We start from the raw sequence: 18,686 nt of genomic DNA, 5'->3' as shown, positions 1-18,686 counted from the left end.
TAAAGAGATCAATTACTGTGTTACCCATTTTACTTTTTCTTCAACGCCTGCCCTTGTGCTTTTTGCTGAGGGAACAGCCACATATCCAATGAAAAAAAAGCCAAGCAGTTTATCTTCTTCCTCCAAGCCAAAAAATGCTTTTGCGGATTCTTTATAAGTTATGCCGCCTGTTGTCCAGTAGCCGCCCAATCCATATGCTGAAACAGTGAGATAAATATTTTGTACGGCGCATGCCACCGCTTCAATATCTTCAAGTTCCGGTATACGTTTATTTGCGCCACGCTTCATGCCAATTGCAATGATATGAGATGCCTTGAGTGGTTGCTGCTGTAGTTTCTTGTAGGTTGCTTCGCTAAAGCTGTCTCCGGCTTCAGACCTGTAAAGGCTGCTTTGGAAATCGGCCAGTGTTTTAAGACCTTCCCCGGTAAAAACCGTAAAAAGCCAGGGTTCATTATGTCCATGGTTCGGCGCCCATGTTGCGTTTATTATTATCTCTTTTATTATTTCGTCAGGTATATGTTTTCCCTGCTCAAACTGATCAGGAAAAACAGAGCGCCTGTTGCGGATAAGATCGTTTATATATGTGGTGTCCTGCTGCATGTTTTTAATTTAAATGGTATGAATACTGAATCTTAAGAAAAACTTAACTACCCTTAACTTCTTAATGATCAAAAAAATTCTCAGGATTTCCTGAGCAGTTTATAAATTTTAATAGCGCTCATTAATACAATTATAAAAAGTATTAGTCCAACCAATCCCCATACTGCGCTCATGTTTTGTTTAACCACCACAAGCATTACTATGGCTACAAGAAATATAGTGGCAATTTCATTCCATATACGTAATTGCTGGGAAGTATAGCGGAAAATACCTTTTGACTGCTGAAGAAAAATCCTGTGTTCAATTAAAAAGTAGATGTACAAAAATAAGACAAAAATAAGTTTTATTAAAAGCCAGCTGCCTTCAGGCTGCAGTAATAATTTATGATACCCGCTCAGCACCATCACTGTTAATCCAAGTACCAGGGTAAGTAAAGCGGAAGGCCAGGTAATGCCAAACCATAACCGCTTCATCATTATTGTAAATTGCTCCTGCAGTGCATTTCTTACAATTTCAGGCTTTTTGTTTGCTTCTGTGTTATAAATAAACAAACGGGGCATATAAAATAACCCGGCAAACCAGGTTACAACAAAAATGATATGCAATGCCTTTAAATACAGATATAACATTACCTGATATATTTACCGATTACCGGAAGCTTCTGAAATTCTCTTTTCTCAATTTTTATAATAAACAGCAAATAGCCAATTAAGATAATTGTAGCCACTATAAGACCAAAAATATTATTATTCCAAATATAGGTTAGCCATGTATGAATAAAGAATAGTAATACTGCAATAATAATATAAGCAACCAGCTTTTTCCATGCATAGGGCACGGGGTACACTTTCTGTCCCCAGATATAACAGGCTACCATCATGCTGCCATAGCATATAAATGTTGCCCACGCGCTGGCTGTATAGCTGTATTTCGGTATAAAAATAAAGTTTACGGCAATAGTTATAATGGCTCCGCCGATAGTTATAATAGCCCCGCTTTTTGTGTTGTTGGTTACCTTGTACCAAACGGCAAGGTTATAATAAATACCCAGGAACATATTTGCTAAAAGCAATACAGGTACTATTTTCAGTCCTGCCCACATAGCCGGATTTTGAATAAAATGCTTCCATATATCTATATATAATGCCACAAACAAAAACATTGTGCAGAGTACAATCACAAAGAATTTCATTACCCTTGCGTATGTGCGTTGCGGGTTTTCGCCAGCTGCCTGCTTAAAAAAGAAAGGCTCAGCTCCTAACCGGAATGCCTGAATGAAAATGGTAATAAGTATGGATAACTTATAACATGCTCCATAGGTACCTATATCAAATTTGGGAATCCTGAACCAGCCCAGCATCAGCCGGTCGAGTGTTTCATTTACCATGCCACCCAAGCCTACTATCAGCATTGGCATGGAATAAGCCATAACCTCTTTCCAAAGTGCAACGTTAAACTTCCATTCAAAACTTTTAAATTCCTTCCATAGCATCATAAATGTAAAACCCGACATTATCACATTGGCGATCAGCACATAAGTAACACTCATGCTTTTGTTACTTAAAATAGTAAATACACTATTGGGGTTCTGTTTGGCCAATTGGGGCGATAAGGATAACAGAAAGTACAGAACAAACAGGTTCACCAACACAGCACTCACCCTGATAATGGCGAATTTTATTGGTCGGCCTTCCTGCCGGAGCTTGGCAAAAGGGATGGTTGACAGGCTGTCAAAAGCAATAATAATTGCGGCGAGCTTTATATATTCCGGATGTTTGCCGATACTGATAAGTGACGCTATTGGCCCGGCCAGCAAAAATAATACAACAGTAAATGTAAGTGTGCTTGCAATGATACTTATGCTGGCCACATTATTTAAGTCATCAGCCTGTTCCTTTTTCTGGCTAAACCTGAAAAAGCCTGTTTCCAGGCCGTAGGTAAAAATAATATTCAGGAAAGGAATGAGTGAATATACCAGTGTGTTATCCCCATAGTCGTCACCGGTGAGTTTGAGGGTAAGGTATGGCGTTAATAAATAGTTGAGAAGCCTGGATACTATTGTACTTCCTCCATACCAGATGGTTTGTCCTGCTAATTGTTTAATACCTGCCAAAAACGGGAGTTTAAACAACAAATGTAAGGGTTCATAAAAGAATGTCTGTTAACAGTATAAATCAATTTTTTTTATAGCACATGCAACCATTCTTTAATAAATTACAATCTGTATAAAATATATATCGCTATGAGAAGGTTATTTTTACTCGTTCTTCTTCAATCATTTTTTACAATATATGTTACCGCCCAGGTATCAGAAGGAGAAATAGAATTCAATAAAATAAAGCGCACCGTTAAGACTATAGAAGTAGGCCAGGAGCCAGACATAGTTGAACAGGCAGTGAAAGCCAAAATGCTGAAGCATGGATACAAGCCTACGGAAAGCAAGGGCTGGCTGATATTTAAAAACGTAAATGATCCTGAGTTTAGCGATGAGGTATGTGACCTTCACGTAAAAGTTGAAAGAAAAAGCAGGAAAGAAAAGGAAAGCAGCATTGTTTATTTTTTTGCAAGTAAACCCAACGATCATGCTACACCTACTGCCTTAGCGGGCGGAATGCTTGTTGCGGAAGGGTTCCATGGGCATATTACATCTCAGGCCAACGCTGAAAAACTGGAAAGGGATATAAAAGCGCAGGAAGAAGCGGTAAAAAAATCTGAAAAAAAATACGATGACCTTATAAAAGATCAGGCTTCTCTTGAAAAGAAGATAAAAAATCTGCAGGATGAGCTTGAGCAAAATAAGCAAAAGCAACAAACGCAAACCCAGGATGTTGAGAATCAACGAAAAGTTTTAACAGAATTGAAAGCAAAGCGCAACAGCTAATTCATTTGCGCACTGATCTATGAAAAATTCTTGAAGAAGGCTGTCTCCGGGCAGCCTTTCTTATGCTTATTTGCCTGGAAGTAATCGTTTGTTTTTAAGCTTTAACAGTATCGCTTTTATTTACTTGCAATTTCTACCATTAAACATCGTAACTTTGCCGCTTCTTTTTAAAACTCTACATGAGCGACCCCATAAAACATGAATGCGGACTCGCATTTATACGGTTGAGAAAACCATTTACACACTATTTGAAGGAATATGGTACGGTAATGTATGGGCTTAACAAGCTGTACCTTTTAATGGAAAAGCAGCATAACCGCGGACAGGATGGCGCAGGCATCGCTGCTGTAAAATTAAATACCGAGCCCGGGTATCCTTTCCTTCATCGTATCCGCAGCATTCAAACCATGGCGATAGCCGACCTGTTTAAGCAGATTGGTGATGAAATAGCTGAACTGGAAAAGTATCAGCCGGATATAAAAAAACATCCCGGTTTGATGAAGGGTAATGTGCGCTTTTTGGGAGAGCTTTTGCTGGGACATTTAAGGTATGGCACACAGGGAAGGAATAATGTGGAGTTTTGCCATCCGTTTATTAAATGTCATACCATTCCTGCCCTGAACCTTGCTTTGGCAGGTAACTTTAATCTTGTAAATACTGAAGAATTATTTTCTCTGGTAAATATTGAGCCTGGCGTTTTCCAAAAGCAGAGTGACCTGGCAGCAATGATGGAAGTAGTCCATCATTTTTTGGTTAAAGAAGATGAACTGCACCCTGATTGCCTGGATATTGTGAATGTACTGAAGAAATCTTCCCGGTTATTTGACGGGGGCTATCATGTAGGCGGGCTTATCGGCAATGGCGACAGTTTTGTAATGCGTGACGCACATGGCATACGCCCATCTTACTATTATATTAATGATGAGATTATTGTGGCGGCTTCTGAAAGGGCAGCTATAAGAACTACATTTAACGTGAGCGAAAAAGAAGTGCATGAGCTGTTGCCTGGCCAGGCATTAATCGTTCGGGCAGACGGATCGTACCAGATTGAACAGATACTGGAGCCTAAAGAAAGGAAAGCATGCAGTTTTGAGCGTATCTATTTCTCGAGAGGAAATGATGAAAAGATATATAAGGAAAGAAATGCGCTTGGATTTCATTTAAGTGATCCTGTACTGAAGGCTATCAATTATGATCTGAAGAATACGGTTTTTTCGTTTATTCCCAACACTGCTGAAGTAGCATTTTACGGGTTATTAAAGGGAATGGAGGATTACCTGAATAAAATAAAAGTGCAGCGTATTTTATCCTGGGGAAAAGATTTTGATGAGGAAAAACTCTCCGAAATGATAGGGCGTACCATAAGGGTAGAGAAGATTGCGAACAAAGACGTGAAGATGCGCACCTTTATTACTGAGGATGTAAGCAGGAATGAACTGGTGCAGCACGTATATGATATTACATATGGCTCCATAAAGCGGCATGAGGATACGGTGGTAGTAATAGATGATTCTATAGTAAGGGGAACAACCCTGCGGGAAAGTATCGTGCGGATGATCTCAAGGCTGCAACCCAGGAGAATTATTATTGTTTCCTCTGCTCCGCAGATCCGCTACCCGGATTGCTATGGTATAGACATGAGTAAAATGGGGGATTTTATTGCTTTTCAGGCTGCAATAGCATTGATCAAGGAGCGGAAAATGGAAAATGTCCTGCAGGATATATATGATACATGCAGGGAATTGGAAAGAAATGGTCAGCTTCATACAGAAAACGTAGTTAGAAACTTATATAAACCCTTTACAGCAGAGGAAGTTTCAAAAAAAATAGCTGAGCTGATCACTCCTCCTGATATTACTATTCCTATTGATGTGATATACCAGACTATAGAAAACCTGCATGCTTCATGTCCTACCAACACGGGAGATTGGTATTTTACGGGTAATTATCCTACACCGGGAGGTAATAAGGTTGTGAATAAGGCTTTTATAAATTACATGGAAGGCAAAAATATCCGGGGCTACTAAGCTTATTGGCTTGATTTTTGTTGACAATTCGTATTGCACCCGTTTTTAGATCCTGCGTTTCCTATGTGTTATTATTAAGTAAATGATAATCACTATCCTATAGAATCTCATTTACGATGCTTCCGGCACCACAATATTAAAAAGTAGGAGTTATATACTCTAACTAAATCCTAATGAGGTCTGTCTTGTTCATTCGTCATGCTAAAAGTAGTTGGGATGACCCATTAATGAATGACTTTGACCGGCCTTTAAATGACAGGGGCAAAAAAGATGCCCCACAGATGGCGAAGTATCTTTTGGAGAAAAAGATACAAATAGACTCCTTTATTTCCAGCCCTGCAAAACGTGCGAGAAAAACCGCTGCATTATTTGCAAAAGCATTTGGTATTGATGAAAATGCAATACAGCTGAAATCTCAACTCTACCTGCCGGATGAAGTAGCGTTTTCTCATGCAATTGAGACGGCTTCAGATAAGTATGCCCATCTTGCTATATTCTCTCACAACCCGGGTATTACCCATTTTGTAAACTCACTTACCAGCCAGGTAAGGGTAGATAATATACCTACCTGCGGTATATTCGGCATTAAAAGCAATGCCATTAGCTGGAAAGACTTTGAAAAAGCTGAAAAAGAGTTCTGGTTTTTTGATTATCCCGGGAATCATGGATTAACTCATAGTAGCTGATTATTCAATCAAATTTGCTTAATTTCCATTTAGCATTGTGCCTGCCTGCCTGAATACCTCCTGTAATTATTCATTTAAATACCAGGGATATGATCTTTTCAAGAATTCTGGTTCAGGTTTTTTATGTATTTGCTTTTTTCAGTTGTATAAGTGTAAACGCCCAGGAACAATGGGGCTCTTTTTTTACATCAATAGATGCAACAAATCTGCATGGCAAAAAATTTAAGCTCCAGGCTGATATTGTTGAGGATAGGGCCGCCCTGCATGGCTGGGTTGTAAACTGGATTAACCGTGATATACAAGCAGCAAAAAGTTTGCAGGAAAAAAAGCTGAATGAAATGATGCGGGATTATCCTGACGTACCAATTGCAGATCTTGAAAAAATACAAACGCCCTGTCTTATTATGGAAGGCGACACGGATATGATCAGGCTTGAGCACCTGGTAAAATTGTTTCAGCATCTTCCAAATTCACAATTATGTATTTTGCCCGGTGCAAGACATGGCGGAGCATGGGAGCAACAGGAACGGTTTCTTTCTATCATGAATGATTTTTTAAGGCCTTTCAGTATGCCTGATTCCAAAGCCTGGGTTGAGTAAAAGATATATTAAAGCGCTTGTCTCTCAATATGTACAAAAGAAATTAAACTATTTATTATGATTATAAGAGGAAAAATATTAACTGCGATCTTTTGCTTTATTTGTTTTAACGCCGTCAGTCAAACAAACAGAAAAATTTATTTTCCTCTTTCCTTTTATAAAGACAGTGCGGACTTCGAAAAAAATATTCCGGTATTACTTGAACAGGTCAAACCGCTGGTTGATACGGCCAATCCCTGGATGTATACTCCTTTTCAAATGGCAAACGGTTTTATAAAAGGCGATTATCAAACCACCATTCAGGCGCTTAATATTTATCGTAAAGCTGTTCCTCCTTATTATGAAATTTTATTCAAAGCTTATAATATTCAGTTAGAGGCTTATGCCAAAACAAAATTGCTTCACGCGCCGGTTGAAACATTTGATGTTTCCTATACAAAGATGTTAAAGAAGATATATGAAGACCTCCCGGAGCAGGCTCAAATGGCTGTACGCGTTATCAGGCAAATTACATCGCCTAAAATGCCCGTTGAAAATTCAGACAGCCTCACCGTTGATGGAGCGCTGAAATTGCTGTTGTATTATATAAATGAAAAAACAGGGAAGGCAACCAACGCGCTTACTGAGCCTGTTATATCAGTATATGAAAGCAGGCATCATATACTGCCAGGCTTAACATCCGGCGGAAAGCTTAACCCACTCCAGGAAAAAATGGATATCCGTCATTATACTTTATCTCTTGACGTAGATATACCTGGTAAACGCATTGCAGGAAATGCTATTGTAAAGATAAATTTCCTTGAAAATGCAGATACCGTAATGCTTGATCTTGTACGGCTGATGAAAGTCAGCAAGGTTACATTGAACAATAAGCCGGTTGCATTTGAGCAGAAAGATGATAAAATATTTATCGCCGGAAAGGCTATAAAAGGAATGTACGAAGTGAAAATCGAATACAGTGGTCATCCTCCGGTAGCTGCATTGCCCCCGTGGATAGGAGGCTTCAGTTGGTATAAAGGCGGTAAATGGGATAACTGGGCAATTATAAATTGCCAGGAAGAAGGCGGCAAAATTTATTTCCCCTGCAAAGATCACCCGAGCGACGAGGCTGATGAAGGCGTAGATATGTTTATTACTATACCGGATTCATTAAGCGTGGCAGGACCGGGATTATTACAGCAGGTAAAAAAGCATAACAATGGTAAGGCTACCTGGCACTGGAAAACCAATTATACCATAAGCAATTACTGCATAGTTTTTAATGTTGGAAAATATACTGTTGTAAGAGATGAATATATAACGGTGAACGGCAATAAGGCGCCGATAGAATTTTATGTATCACCCTATGATAGTATGTATGCAGATCGCGTGATTAAAACCCGGAAATTTCAGACTCGTGTACTTGAAAAATATTTTGGTGAATATCCGTGGATAAAAGAAAAGATAGGTATAGCGCAAACACCTGCCACAGGTATGGAGCATCAAACCATGATTACGCATGGCGAACCCCTGGAAGAAATGACGCCACTTCAAGATGTGTATCACAACCAGGTTTTTTTGCATGAGTACATACATGAATGGTGGGCTAATAAAATAAGCAATAAAGACTGGGCGCATGTCTGGATACAGGAAGGTATTGCCACTTATGGTGAAGCGCTGTTTTTCAGGGAAGTAGAAGGCGAGAAAGGATACGATTCCATAATCCAGTATATACGTGAGTCAATTACCGACCATGTGCCGGTTGTGCAGGGCGAAGGATTAACCATGCGCCAGGCTTTTAATGATTTCGATAATAATGTATATTTTAAGGGCGCTTTTTTTATGCACACATTGCGGTATACATTGGGAGATACCGTATTTTTTCCTGCATTGAAAAAATTTATTTCCGACGTAAAACATCCCTACTCGCGGTTTTTTACAACAGAGGATATTGAACGTTTTTTTAGTAAAGAATCCGGCAGAGATTTAAAGCCGCTCTTCCACTTTTACCTGTATACCACCAATAAACTTGACTTTAAAATAAATAAAACTTCAGAAGATAGCTATACTGTTTACCTCAGCAACAATCCTTTTGGCTTGCCGGTAGATATACAAACAGACGCTGGCATTACCCGTATGCTTACAACTGATATAGAAAAGCCATTTAAAATTACCAGCAAAACGATACCGGTAATAGACCCGGGTAATAATTTATACAAAACTGTTTCTTTTAAGGAGCAGTAATTTTTAAATAAGATTTTTCAGCCGAGATTGCTGATATCAAAAATTTTGTCTAACAATTTATTGTTTGCAGAACCTGGTAATGATTTCATTGCGATATTTCTCAGCCAGATGAGCGCCCCATTTTCTATATGAGAAATTTTACCGACAGACCAGCTTCTTTTTACAATATCATGCGCTTTTTTTATTCTTCGTTTTTCATAGGATGCGAATGCATCCTTAATCTCTTTTCCTGCGCCCAGTAACTGAGCGATTGTATATGCATCTTCAACAGCCTGGCAGGCGCCCTGTCCCATATTAGGAGTAGTAGCATGTGCCGCATCACCTAGCAGGCAGGCTTTATCTTTCGCCCATGTTGAAATAGGCTCCAGGTCTGTAATATCGCTGATAAAAATATTTTCCTGTGGTGTTGCATTAATCATAGCTAAAACTTCCGGATGAAATTCATTCAGCAATTCAGTAAGGGATTGACTGTTCTCCTTTACCAGCCATTTACTGGCAACAGCATACCAGTATACTTTACTGTCGCTGATCTTTACAAAACCAAATCTTTTGCCCTTTCCCCATAGTTCATTGGCTTCGTGTTGATATTTTTCTGACAGATTCATTTCACAAATACCTCTCCAGCATACCTGTTGGGCATCTCTTATTTCACCTGTATTAAACAATTGCTTTCTTACAACCGATTTAATGCCGTCTGCTCCAATCACTACATCAGTATGCGCAACTGTCCCGTCTTCAAAACTGAGTTGATAGTTTTCGTTTTGCTCAATTCGTAATAACCGCTTTGATAATATAATATTTTCAAAGCCTGTTTCTTCGGCCAGGATGCGCTGCAATGCGGCACGGTGAATGGCTACATTATATACACCATATACTGATTCATATTTAGATAATTCCATTACAGAAATTGGTTTCAATCGTTCATCTGTAATTTTCATTACGGTAATTTTATTGCCTGCCTGTTCAATTGTATGTTGAATGCCAGCTTTTTTATAAACCTGCATGGCGTTATTTGCCATTACAATTCCGGCTCCAACCGGCTGTATAGAAGGCGCACTCTCATAAACAGTTGGTTCAAATCCTTTTTGTTTCAGCAACATGGCTGTTGTTAATCCTCCAATGCCGGCGCCAATAATCGCAATTGCTTTTTCCATAACAGCGAATGTAATATGCTTTTTTGCTTTTTGTAATAATATTAACTATATCAAAAGCCGCATGTCTTGCAACAGATATAAAGCTTGATTATTTTGTATTCGTCTTCTTTTCTATTACCATCTTTAAGCCTCGTATTTATGATTGTAAAACGGTATGTGTTTTTTATATTGCTTTTACTGCTTGTTATTGCTCCTTACATCGCAACGCGATTATGCTGGATTTTATCCGCGAAAGAAACTAAAGGTAAGATCGCTTTTATAGGAAAGGATATATCAGCACAGCTACCGCGTTCTTATTCTGTTGTGATGTTTTCCAGTACCGGCAACGATACTGTTTTTTTTAATAGCGCAGATGGTGAAATATGGGAAGAGAATGCAGTTGTTCCTGTATTATATCAGCCATCCGATCCGCACAATGCAAGTATAAACGGGTTTATGAGCTTATGGCTTGATGCAACGATTTATAGCACGATCATGTTTGTGATCATTGCTATTATTTTCCTGCACCCGGAGATAGTACCATACCGGTCCAATATAAAATTGCAATGGAAGAAGCCGGTAATAAGTGTGGTGTAGAACGCTGCAGTATAGTATTGAAAAATTACAGCGAACAAGCCGCAGCGCGACGCAAGATTAATCTGCCTCATTTGTTTTGTATTTACTATCGCGGTGCAAATACTAAACCTGTATATTACTAAAGATACCGCTGCGCTGCAGCTATCGGAGTTAAGAGTATAGATTTGGGAGAAGCTTTTAAAAATTTACATACCTGTTTCTGGCGACCACTTTCCATTCTTTATCAACAATACCCTTGTTCACTATAAACGCTTTTTCATATAGCGCAACGGTAGGGCATATATGCACCGGAATACCATATAAAATATCGCCAACCTTGTATTGTGCCGTATCCGCTACTTTTAATACCAGGTGTTCTTCGCTTTGACCAACCGGTTGTGCCTCGGGTGCATTTAAAAAGTGTACCCTTGGTAATGGATTTTCCGCGGCAACTGATTTATGCCCGAGATCGGTGCAAATGGTTTGATTGTCTACAATGGAGATAACCCTTGTAATAACAAGCGCTGCGTATTCAAACGGTTCATCAGGCAGCCCGTGTTTATACCCCCAGTCTGTAAAAACAAATGTGCCCGGGCTGCATTCTACATTTTTCCTTGCTGCATGTACAGGAAATGTTGGTGTGCCCCCGGCAACAATCGTATAATCTTTACCGGTTTTGCCGGTGAGATAGGTATACAGCTCAGCTACTCCCGCAAATGATTTATCGACATTTTGTTTTCTTGTATTAATATCCGCATCGCGTATATGACCATCGTATGCATGTAACCCTGCCAGCTTAAGATTGGAGAGAGAAAGTATATGATCTGCCAATGCTTTTGCATCGCCGGGCTTAATGCCTGTTCTGTTCATGCCAATATTCAGATCAATAAAAACCGGTAATACAATTTGATGAGCGGCTGCCATTTCATTTAAAAAGCCGGCAGATTGTTCATTATCTGTAAGGCAGGCAAACTGTGTGGCTGGATAAGCTTTTATAAGATTGATTAATCTTGAAACCTTTGGTCCAACAGGCTGATAAGCCAGCAATACATCTTTCGCATTCAGCATTGCCAGCATCTCTGCTTCGGCAATAGTAGCACATTTAAATTTGCTGATACCGGCATCCATCAGGAGTTGGCATACTTCAGCCATTTTGTTGGTTTTTACATGAGGGCGAAGTCTTGCATTATCTGTTACTATATTTTGCAGGAAGCGGATATTTTGTTTTACCCGCTCTTCGTATACTACCAAAGCAGGAGAGTCGATGCTATTTATATTGCTTACTATGTACCAGCTGACCGGCTGATTGTTAGACATGATGCTTGATATTTAAAGTATAAACAGTGTTATAGTGAAACATGAGAACTGAGGTACCAAAGCGCTTTGTGTAATAAGAAAATCTCACACTTCAGTTAATCAGCAAATCTCCATCAATTATCAATTACACCAGTTCAAACAATGCTTCAATTTCCACTGGTATATTGCCGGGCAGGGAACCAAAGCCCACAGCGCTGCGCACGCCAATGCCGTTTTCTTCACCCCATATAGCTGCAAATAATTCGCTGCAGCCATTAATTACATAAGGATGATTTTCAAATTCCAGCGTTGAGTTTACCATGCCCAGCACTTTGATCACTCTTTTAATATTATCGAGGCTGCCAATATTGGAACGGATGGTTGCCAGCATGGTTAAACCTACCTGCCGGGCGGCAAGTTTTCCCTGCTCCTGGTCAATATCTTTTCCTATACGTCCTTTCATTAAAGATTTATCTTCCAGAACCGGCCCATGACCGGAAAGGTATAAATGTGTTCCATCAATAAGGCAGGGTTTATATACGCCCATTGGCTTGGGTGCTGGAGGGAGTACCAGCCCCAATTCTTTTAATCGTTGTTCAGGAGTTAGTTCCAACATAGCATTTGATTGTTGGGCAAATATATTTATATAGCAGGAGAATTGATTGATGTATATTTATTGTTCGGCTTATTTAATGTAAGTCCTTAAAAATGTCTGATTATTCAAAAGCTAATAAGCATACCACATCCTTCTATAACAAATTTTCATTCTTCTATCCGCTTATTGACGTATTTCTAAGGCCCCAAAAGCGGATATTATTTAATGAAATAAACAAGCTTCCTTACGGAAATGTATTGGAGATAGGTGTGGGCAACGGGAGTAATTTGAGTTATTATAAGAAACATGATATTACGGGAATAGATACTTCTCAAAAGATGCTTGATGCCGCAAAAAAAATTGCAGGCGAAAAAGCAGTTCTTTTGCTGATGAACGGTGAATTGCTTGGTTTTCAAGATCATTCTTTCGACTATGTTGTTCTATCCCATGTATTAGCTGTTGCCGGAAACCCGGAAAGTATACTGGAAGAAGCTTACAGGGTTCTCAAACCCGGGGGAAGGATTTTCATATTAAACCATTTTACGCCTGATAATTGGTTAAAATATTTAGATTACTCTTTTCAACCGGTATCAAAAGCTTTCCGCTTCAGGTCATTGTTTTATTTACACAGGCTGGAAACGTTGAAAAAGTTTATACTCCTGAGTGAGACTCGCGTTAGCGCTTTATCATATTTTAAGCTTTTAATCTATCGGAAGGCATGAAAAGGAATTATGCTTTTATTCTTTTGTCCCTGTTGATCAGCCTGTTTATATACCTGTTTTACAGAACCCAAAGAACTGTGGTTAACGAGATATTTATATCACTGTTATCTGCCGGTAAATACCACGCATTAAAAGAAAAGATATCCGGCGCTATACCATTAAACAAATACATTATTTATTCTTTGCCTGAAGGCCTTTGGGTTTTCTGTATTACACTTACATCAAAATTTTTATTTATCAGGCTTGGTAAACGGGAGATAGATTTAGTGTTTATCCCACTGATATATTGTATTGGTTTGGAATTTATGCAGCTTTTCCATTTTACAAATGGAAGATTCGATTTTTGGGATATAGGCGTTTCTTTTTTGTTCTGGTCAATTGCGAAATACCGGGTAAAGCATGTACAGATAAGGCAAAATATCTTACAACCTTATACAGCAAGGAGTTTTGTTTGCATTTTCAGCTATGGAATCGTATACCTGGCGCACGTAGTAAATAATTGATTTTTCTTCTGTGGTTGTTACGTTCTTTGGTTGCCTGCAAACACCTTTAAACCATTTGTTCCGCAAAATATTTTATCTTCAATATTATTAACTCACCACCACAATACGCACGATATGTCATATAATATCTTTAAAAAACGCGCCATATTATTCCTCTCATTAATTGTATTGACCATTCCTGCACTTGCGCAAACCATCGGCGTTCAGCTATATAGTTTCAGAAACCAGTTTAAAACAGATGTACCCGGAACACTGGAAAAGATAGCGGCTATGGGTATTAAAGAAGTAGAAGGAGGAGACAGCTATGGTATGCCCGTGGCTGATTTTAAAGCGTTATTAAAAAAGCATGATCTTAAAGTTGTAAGCGTTGGCGCGGATTTTAGGCAGTTGAGTGAAAATCCGGATAAAGCAGTTGAAACAGCTAAAACATATGGTGCAAAATATGTAATGGTTGCGTGGATACCTCATGGTGAAAGTTTTACGATTGAGGATGCTAAAAACGCGGTGGAAGTATTTAACAAGGCAGGCAGAATTTTAAAAGAGAATGGCATCAGTCTTTGTTATCATGCACATGGTTATGAATTCCTTCCCTATGAAAACGGGACTATTTTTGATTATATGGCAAAGCATATGAACCCTGCATACGCCAATTTTGAAATGGATGTGTTTTGGGTAAAACATCCCGGGTATGATCCTGTGGCCTTGCTAAAAAAATATCCGAACCGGTTTCCACTTATGCATTTAAAAGACAGATTGCCGGGAACAGAAGGCAATCAGAAAGGGCATGCGGATGTAGAAACAAACGTTGTGCTCGGCGCGGGTGATGTTGGTATTGCTGAAATAATGAGAGTTGCAAAAAAGCTTGGAGTAAAACATTATTTTATTGAAGATGAATCATCCCGTTCAATGGAACAGGTGCCACAAAGTTTAGCTTTTCTTAAAACGGTGAAATAGTCATCTTTTCATACCAGGCATAACAGCAGTGGGGGAGGAGCGGCTTTGAGTAAATTATAAAATGCTTCGTATCTTTTCATCATGGTTAAATCGTTATTTCTTATTTCGGTATTATTATACAGTTCCATGATGAATGCACAGGTTAAAAATGATATATGGCTCGAAAGGCTTCTGCGTGAAAAAGCGTCTCCACTGCTCGATGATATCTTAAATAACCCGGATACCTTTCATTACCAGCTGATATATACACAAATAAACCGGGATAAAAACAATAAGCCCTCTTTTAAACATTATTACCTGAATGTGAACAGGGATCAATATTTCAACCCGGCATCCACGGTTAAAATGCCGGTTGCTTTTCTAGCGCTCGAAAAGCTGAATACCATGAACAAAGCCGGTATAAATAAATTCACTACCATGCTTGCCGACAGTGCGTATAACGGGCAGACTACCGTTACTGCCGACAGCAGCTCGGAAAATGGAATGCCTTCAGTAGCGCAATACATCCGGAAAATATTTTTGGTAAGTGATAATGATGCTTATAACAGGCTGTATGAATTTGTGGGACAAAAAACTGTTAATGAAAGACTATGGCAAATGGGCTATAAGGACTTCAGGCTTACACGCCGCTTTGTGAGAGCCACACCTGAAGAAAACAGGCATACCAATCCTGTACGCTTCCTGGATGATAAAGGCAATTTGATTTACCGGCAGCCTGGTGCATACAGTGATGTGAACTTTGACTTCAGTAAAAAAGTATTGGTTGGCAATGCGCATTACGACAGGGATGAAAATTTTATTGCCGCACCTATGGATTTTACCACGCACAATAATGCGCCGTTGGAAGATCTGCAGCAGATCATGCAATCCGTTTTGTTTCATCAATACACACCGGCAAAACAACGGTTTGGGCTAACCGAAGATGATTATGCTTTTTTGTTTCAGTATATGTCTGAACTGCCTTTTGAGAGTGCGTATCCTAAGTATGATACCACAGAATTTTTTGACAGCTATACAAAGTTTTTCTGGTTCAGGGCAGGCAAACAAAAAATACCGGAATATATAAGAGTATTTAATAAAACAGGTTGGAGCTATGGCTTTTTGACGGATATAGCTTATATAGTAGATTTTAAAAACAATATAGAATTTATGCTCACCGGGAATATTTATGTAAACAGCGATGGAGTGCTGAATGATGATAAATATGAGTATGAAGAAACCGGTTATCCCTTTTTTAAAGAAGTGGGAAATATTATATACGATTATGAATTGAAAAGGGAGAGAAAATACAAGCCAAAGCCCGATGCATTTGTAATGAGGTATAAATAATTCAGATATCCAGTTAAACAAATCAATTAATGCATAAACAATCTTACCTGTTCTTTATATTTCTTTTGCTATTGAATACAGCCTTTGCCCAGGATAGCTGGATACGCATCAATCAACTTGGCTATAAACCCAATGGCATTAAAGTGGCGGTATGGTGCACCAAAAGTGAAAAGCTGGATAATAAAAAATGGCAGCTTATTGATGATCAATCCGGTAAAGCGGTATATAGTGCAACCACAGGCAAATCATCCGGCACTTACGGTCCGTTTTCAGAAACTGTGCGGTTAAATTTTTCTTCTTTCATAAAGCCCGGCAAATATTATTTAAAAGCAGGTAAGGCAAAATCTCCTGTGTTTGAAATTGGCGAAGATGTTTATAAAGGCTCCGCGGATTTTTGTTTGCGCTATATGCGACAGCAGCGCAGCAAGTATAATCCAACGATTAAAGACAGTTGTCATACCAGTGATGGCTACACGCTGTACGGGCCAATGCCCGACAGCAGCTTTATTAATGTTGCAGGTGGCTGGCACGATGCAACTGATTACCTGCAATATGTTACCACATCCGCTAATGCTACTTATCAAATGCTGGCAGCTTACCGCGATTTTCCCGGTGTTTTTAATGATGGGTATGCTGCTAACGGACTCGAAGGTGCAAATAAAATTCCTGATATATTGGATGAAGTACGCTGGGGCCTGGACTGGCTGTTGAAAATGCATCCCAAAGACGACTGGATGTTTAACCAGGTTGGCGACGACAGGGATCATGTTGGGTTCCGTTTGCCGCAAAATGAACGATTATATGGCCGCGGTTATGAACGGCCTGTATATTTTGTAAGCGGCGAACCGCAGATCAGGGGAAAATATATGAATACTACCAAAGGCACATCTTCTACTGCCGGAAAATTCAGCAGTGCATTTTCACTCGGCGCTGAAATCTATGGGCGGCAGGATGCGTCATTTGCCTCTTTACTTTCACAAAAAGCCATTACGGCATTTGCCTATGGTTTAAAAAAGCCGGGCTACACACAAACCGCTTCTGTAAAAGCGCCTTATATATATGGTGAAGAAAACTGGATGGATGATATGGAGCTGGCAGGGGCAATGCTTAAAGACAACAGCAAACTCAATTATGCCTTTGAACTGGCACAAAAGGAACCTGTTACACAATGGTTTATTGATGATACAGCGGCACATTACCAATGGTATCCTTTTATTAATGCGGGGCATTATGAGCTTTCAAAAAAAATAAGTGGCAAAGAGAAACAGGCATTGATAAACTTCTACAAACAAGGTATTGAGATCATTTGGAAAAGAGCAGAACAAAATGCTTTTTACCGGGGAATCCCTTTTATATGGTGCAGCAATAATTTTACTACAGCATTTGCTATACAATGTTACTGGTACAGGCAAATGAGTGGCGATGATACCTATGCGTCTCTTGAACAGGCAAACTTTGATTGGCTGTTTGGTTGTAATCCCTGGGGCACAAGCATGGTATATGGGTTACCATCCCGGGGCGATACGCCTGTTGACCCTCATGCTTCTTTGTTGAAAATTGGTAAGTACCCAACAGATGGTGGATTGGTGGATGGTCCTGTAAAAGGAAGCATCTTCAATAATTTAATAGGTATTACTTTGTATGATGCCGATGAATACGCGGAATTTCAAAGCGACCTTGCAGTATATCATGATGATGCCGGCGATTTCAGTACCAACGAACCAACCATGGACGGCACGGCAACATTAATATACCTGCTGGCGGCAAAGGAGGCAGAAGGAAGTAAAAAAAAAGTCGCCACTAAACCAGTAAATGCCAAACCCCCGGTTGTTGCCAATGCATTTACTTATGATCATGGCGCGGTGATAAAAGGCGACAGCACTCAAAAGAAAATAGCGTTGGTTTTTACAGGCGACGAGTTTGCAGATGGCGGCTTTTACATTGCAGATGTATTGAAGCAGGAAAATGTCAGCGCGTCATTTTTCTTAACAGGGAATTTTTACCGTAACCCTGCATTTAAAAATATGATCCGTACATTAAAATCCAACGGGCATTATTTAGGACCTCATTCAGATAAACATATACTGTATTGCGACTGGACAAAGAGAGACAGCCTGCTGGTGACCCAAGAAATTTTTGCAAATGACCTGGGGCAGAATTATGAAGCGATGTCTTCTTTTGGTATTAAACCAACAGATGCATATTATTTTATGCCCCCGTATGAATGGTATAACGACAGTATAGCCGTGTGGACAAATCACTTTGGCAGTCAGCTCATCAACTTTACGACCGGTACATTAAGCAACGCGGATTATACAACACCTGAGATGAAAAACTATCGCTCATCAGACACCATTTTTCAGTCTATTCTCCGGTACGAACAAACACATGTCTCAGGGTTGAATGGATTTATATTATTACTTCATATAGGCACAGATAGTAAAAGAACGGATAAGATGTATTACAGGCTGCCGGAACTGATCAGTTATCTTAAAAGAAAAAAATACGCATTGGTTACAATTGAAGGATTGCTTAATCTTTGATTATGAAGAAAGTTTTTTC

The 18,686-nt window shown here is 39.4% G+C and carries 17 protein-coding genes; 11 read left to right on the top strand and 6 right to left on the bottom strand.

Annotated features, from left to right (window positions below; translation table 11 throughout):
- Positions 1-12 precede the first annotated feature (12 nt).
- The 3 genes from DC498_RS16045 to DC498_RS16035 form a co-directional block, all read right to left on the bottom strand.
- Positions 13-600 carry a nitroreductase family protein gene (locus DC498_RS16045; protein ID WP_116875200.1) on the bottom strand — a complete coding sequence of 196 codons (588 nt, stop codon included), beginning with the start codon at positions 598-600 and terminating at the stop codon, positions 13-15.
- Positions 601-680: 80 nt separating this feature from the next.
- Positions 681-1,229 (bottom strand): CopD family protein, encoded by a 549-nt coding sequence (locus DC498_RS16040; protein WP_116875199.1) that lies wholly within the window; start codon positions 1,227-1,229, stop codon positions 681-683.
- Positions 1,229-2,713: an oligosaccharide flippase family protein gene (locus tag DC498_RS16035; protein WP_116875275.1), complete on the bottom strand. Its 1,485-nt coding sequence runs from the start codon at positions 2,711-2,713 to the stop codon at positions 1,229-1,231. The genes DC498_RS16040 and DC498_RS16035 overlap by 1 nt, the downstream gene beginning before the upstream one ends.
- A gap of 129 nt (positions 2,714-2,842) precedes the next feature.
- Here DC498_RS16035 and DC498_RS16030 point away from each other — a divergent pair, with 129 nt between their 5' ends.
- From DC498_RS16030 to DC498_RS16010, 5 genes are all read left to right on the top strand, one after another.
- Positions 2,843-3,481 (top strand): hypothetical protein, encoded by a 639-nt coding sequence (locus DC498_RS16030; RefSeq protein WP_116875198.1) that lies wholly within the window; start codon positions 2,843-2,845, stop codon positions 3,479-3,481.
- A gap of 179 nt (positions 3,482-3,660) precedes the next feature.
- Positions 3,661-5,508, top strand: coding sequence for an amidophosphoribosyltransferase (locus DC498_RS16025; protein ID WP_116875197.1), 1,848 nt, complete (start codon positions 3,661-3,663; stop codon positions 5,506-5,508).
- A 173-nt stretch (positions 5,509-5,681) separates the two neighbouring features.
- Positions 5,682-6,194: a SixA phosphatase family protein gene (locus DC498_RS16020; RefSeq protein WP_116875196.1), complete on the top strand. Its 513-nt coding sequence runs from the start codon at positions 5,682-5,684 to the stop codon at positions 6,192-6,194.
- An 89-nt stretch (positions 6,195-6,283) separates the two neighbouring features.
- Positions 6,284-6,793: an alpha/beta fold hydrolase gene (locus DC498_RS16015; RefSeq protein WP_116875195.1), complete on the top strand. Its 510-nt coding sequence runs from the start codon at positions 6,284-6,286 to the stop codon at positions 6,791-6,793.
- 57 nt (positions 6,794-6,850) lie between these two features.
- The gene (locus DC498_RS16010) at positions 6,851-9,016 is read left to right on the top strand and encodes a M1 family metallopeptidase (protein WP_116875194.1); all 2,166 of its coding nucleotides are present in this window, start codon (positions 6,851-6,853) and stop codon (positions 9,014-9,016) included.
- A 17-nt stretch (positions 9,017-9,033) separates the two neighbouring features.
- Here the strand turns inward: DC498_RS16010 and DC498_RS16005 are convergent, their stop codons facing one another.
- On the bottom strand, positions 9,034-10,170 hold the full coding sequence (locus DC498_RS16005) for an FAD-dependent monooxygenase (protein ID WP_116875193.1): 1,137 nt from the start codon (positions 10,168-10,170) through the stop codon (positions 9,034-9,036).
- 138 nt (positions 10,171-10,308) lie between these two features.
- Between DC498_RS16005 and DC498_RS16000 the strand changes: the two genes are divergently transcribed.
- Positions 10,309-10,746, top strand: a complete 438-nt coding sequence (locus DC498_RS16000) for a DUF3592 domain-containing protein (protein WP_116875192.1) — start codon at positions 10,309-10,311, stop codon at positions 10,744-10,746.
- 177 nt (positions 10,747-10,923) lie between these two features.
- Here the strand turns inward: DC498_RS16000 and DC498_RS15995 are convergent, their stop codons facing one another.
- Together DC498_RS15995 and DC498_RS15990 are read right to left on the bottom strand one after the other, a co-directional pair.
- Positions 10,924-12,042 (bottom strand): D-TA family PLP-dependent enzyme, encoded by a 1,119-nt coding sequence (locus tag DC498_RS15995; protein ID WP_116875191.1) that lies wholly within the window; start codon positions 12,040-12,042, stop codon positions 10,924-10,926.
- Between the two features lie 124 nt (positions 12,043-12,166).
- Positions 12,167-12,637, bottom strand: a complete 471-nt coding sequence (locus DC498_RS15990; protein WP_116875190.1) for a RidA family protein — start codon at positions 12,635-12,637, stop codon at positions 12,167-12,169.
- Between the two features lie 92 nt (positions 12,638-12,729).
- On the opposite strand from DC498_RS15990, the gene DC498_RS15985 reads away from it, so the two are divergent.
- The 5 genes from DC498_RS15985 to DC498_RS15965 all read left to right on the top strand — a co-directional run bounded on the left by DC498_RS15985 (position 12,730) and on the right by DC498_RS15965 (position 18,667).
- Positions 12,730-13,338 (top strand): class I SAM-dependent methyltransferase, encoded by a 609-nt coding sequence (locus DC498_RS15985; RefSeq protein WP_116875189.1) that lies wholly within the window; start codon positions 12,730-12,732, stop codon positions 13,336-13,338.
- The gene (locus tag DC498_RS15980; RefSeq protein ID WP_116875188.1) at positions 13,335-13,841 is read left to right on the top strand and encodes a hypothetical protein; all 507 of its coding nucleotides are present in this window, start codon (positions 13,335-13,337) and stop codon (positions 13,839-13,841) included. The genes DC498_RS15985 and DC498_RS15980 overlap by 4 nt, the downstream gene beginning before the upstream one ends.
- 114 nt (positions 13,842-13,955) lie before the next feature.
- Positions 13,956-14,795, top strand: a complete 840-nt coding sequence (locus DC498_RS15975; RefSeq protein ID WP_116875187.1) for a sugar phosphate isomerase/epimerase family protein — start codon at positions 13,956-13,958, stop codon at positions 14,793-14,795.
- A gap of 81 nt (positions 14,796-14,876) precedes the next feature.
- Positions 14,877-16,124, top strand: a complete 1,248-nt coding sequence (locus DC498_RS15970) for a serine hydrolase (RefSeq protein ID WP_116875186.1) — start codon at positions 14,877-14,879, stop codon at positions 16,122-16,124.
- Between the two features lie 29 nt (positions 16,125-16,153).
- Positions 16,154-18,667, top strand: a complete 2,514-nt coding sequence (locus tag DC498_RS15965; RefSeq protein WP_116875185.1) for a glycoside hydrolase family 9 protein — start codon at positions 16,154-16,156, stop codon at positions 18,665-18,667.
- The last annotated feature ends 19 nt before the right edge of the window (positions 18,668-18,686 follow it).

Source organism: Terrimonas sp. (assembly GCF_003075435.1).
Lineage (GTDB): Bacteria > Bacteroidota > Bacteroidia > Chitinophagales > Chitinophagaceae > Agriterribacter.
This window is presented reverse-complemented; position numbering and strand designations above follow the sequence as displayed.

What these genes read in the sequence shown, in the direction of transcription:
- DC498_RS15975 (WP_116875187.1), top strand. Translation starts at nt 13,956, where the DNA reads ATGTCATATAATATCTTTAAAAAACGCGCCATATTATTCCTCTCATTA.
- DC498_RS16025 (WP_116875197.1), top strand. Translation starts at nt 3,661, where the DNA reads ATGAGCGACCCCATAAAACATGAATGCGGACTCGCATTTATACGGTTG.
- DC498_RS15985 (WP_116875189.1), top strand. Translation starts at nt 12,730, where the DNA reads ATGTCTGATTATTCAAAAGCTAATAAGCATACCACATCCTTCTATAAC.
- DC498_RS16045 (WP_116875200.1), bottom strand. Translation starts at nt 600, where the DNA reads ATGCAGCAGGACACCACATATATAAACGATCTTATCCGCAACAGGCGC.
- DC498_RS16005 (WP_116875193.1), bottom strand. Translation starts at nt 10,170, where the DNA reads ATGGAAAAAGCAATTGCGATTATTGGCGCCGGCATTGGAGGATTAACA.
- DC498_RS15995 (WP_116875191.1), bottom strand. Translation starts at nt 12,042, where the DNA reads ATGTCTAACAATCAGCCGGTCAGCTGGTACATAGTAAGCAATATAAAT.
- DC498_RS15990 (WP_116875190.1), bottom strand. Translation starts at nt 12,637, where the DNA reads ATGTTGGAACTAACTCCTGAACAACGATTAAAAGAATTGGGGCTGGTA.
- DC498_RS16030 (WP_116875198.1), top strand. Translation starts at nt 2,843, where the DNA reads ATGAGAAGGTTATTTTTACTCGTTCTTCTTCAATCATTTTTTACAATA.
- DC498_RS16010 (WP_116875194.1), top strand. Translation starts at nt 6,851, where the DNA reads ATGATTATAAGAGGAAAAATATTAACTGCGATCTTTTGCTTTATTTGT.
- DC498_RS16040 (WP_116875199.1), bottom strand. Translation starts at nt 1,229, where the DNA reads ATGTTATATCTGTATTTAAAGGCATTGCATATCATTTTTGTTGTAACC.
- DC498_RS15980 (WP_116875188.1), top strand. Translation starts at nt 13,335, where the DNA reads ATGAAAAGGAATTATGCTTTTATTCTTTTGTCCCTGTTGATCAGCCTG.
- DC498_RS15965 (WP_116875185.1), top strand. Translation starts at nt 16,154, where the DNA reads ATGCATAAACAATCTTACCTGTTCTTTATATTTCTTTTGCTATTGAAT.
- DC498_RS16000 (WP_116875192.1), top strand. Translation starts at nt 10,309, where the DNA reads ATGATTGTAAAACGGTATGTGTTTTTTATATTGCTTTTACTGCTTGTT.
- DC498_RS16020 (WP_116875196.1), top strand. Translation starts at nt 5,682, where the DNA reads ATGAGGTCTGTCTTGTTCATTCGTCATGCTAAAAGTAGTTGGGATGAC.
- DC498_RS15970 (WP_116875186.1), top strand. Translation starts at nt 14,877, where the DNA reads ATGGTTAAATCGTTATTTCTTATTTCGGTATTATTATACAGTTCCATG.
- DC498_RS16015 (WP_116875195.1), top strand. Translation starts at nt 6,284, where the DNA reads ATGATCTTTTCAAGAATTCTGGTTCAGGTTTTTTATGTATTTGCTTTT.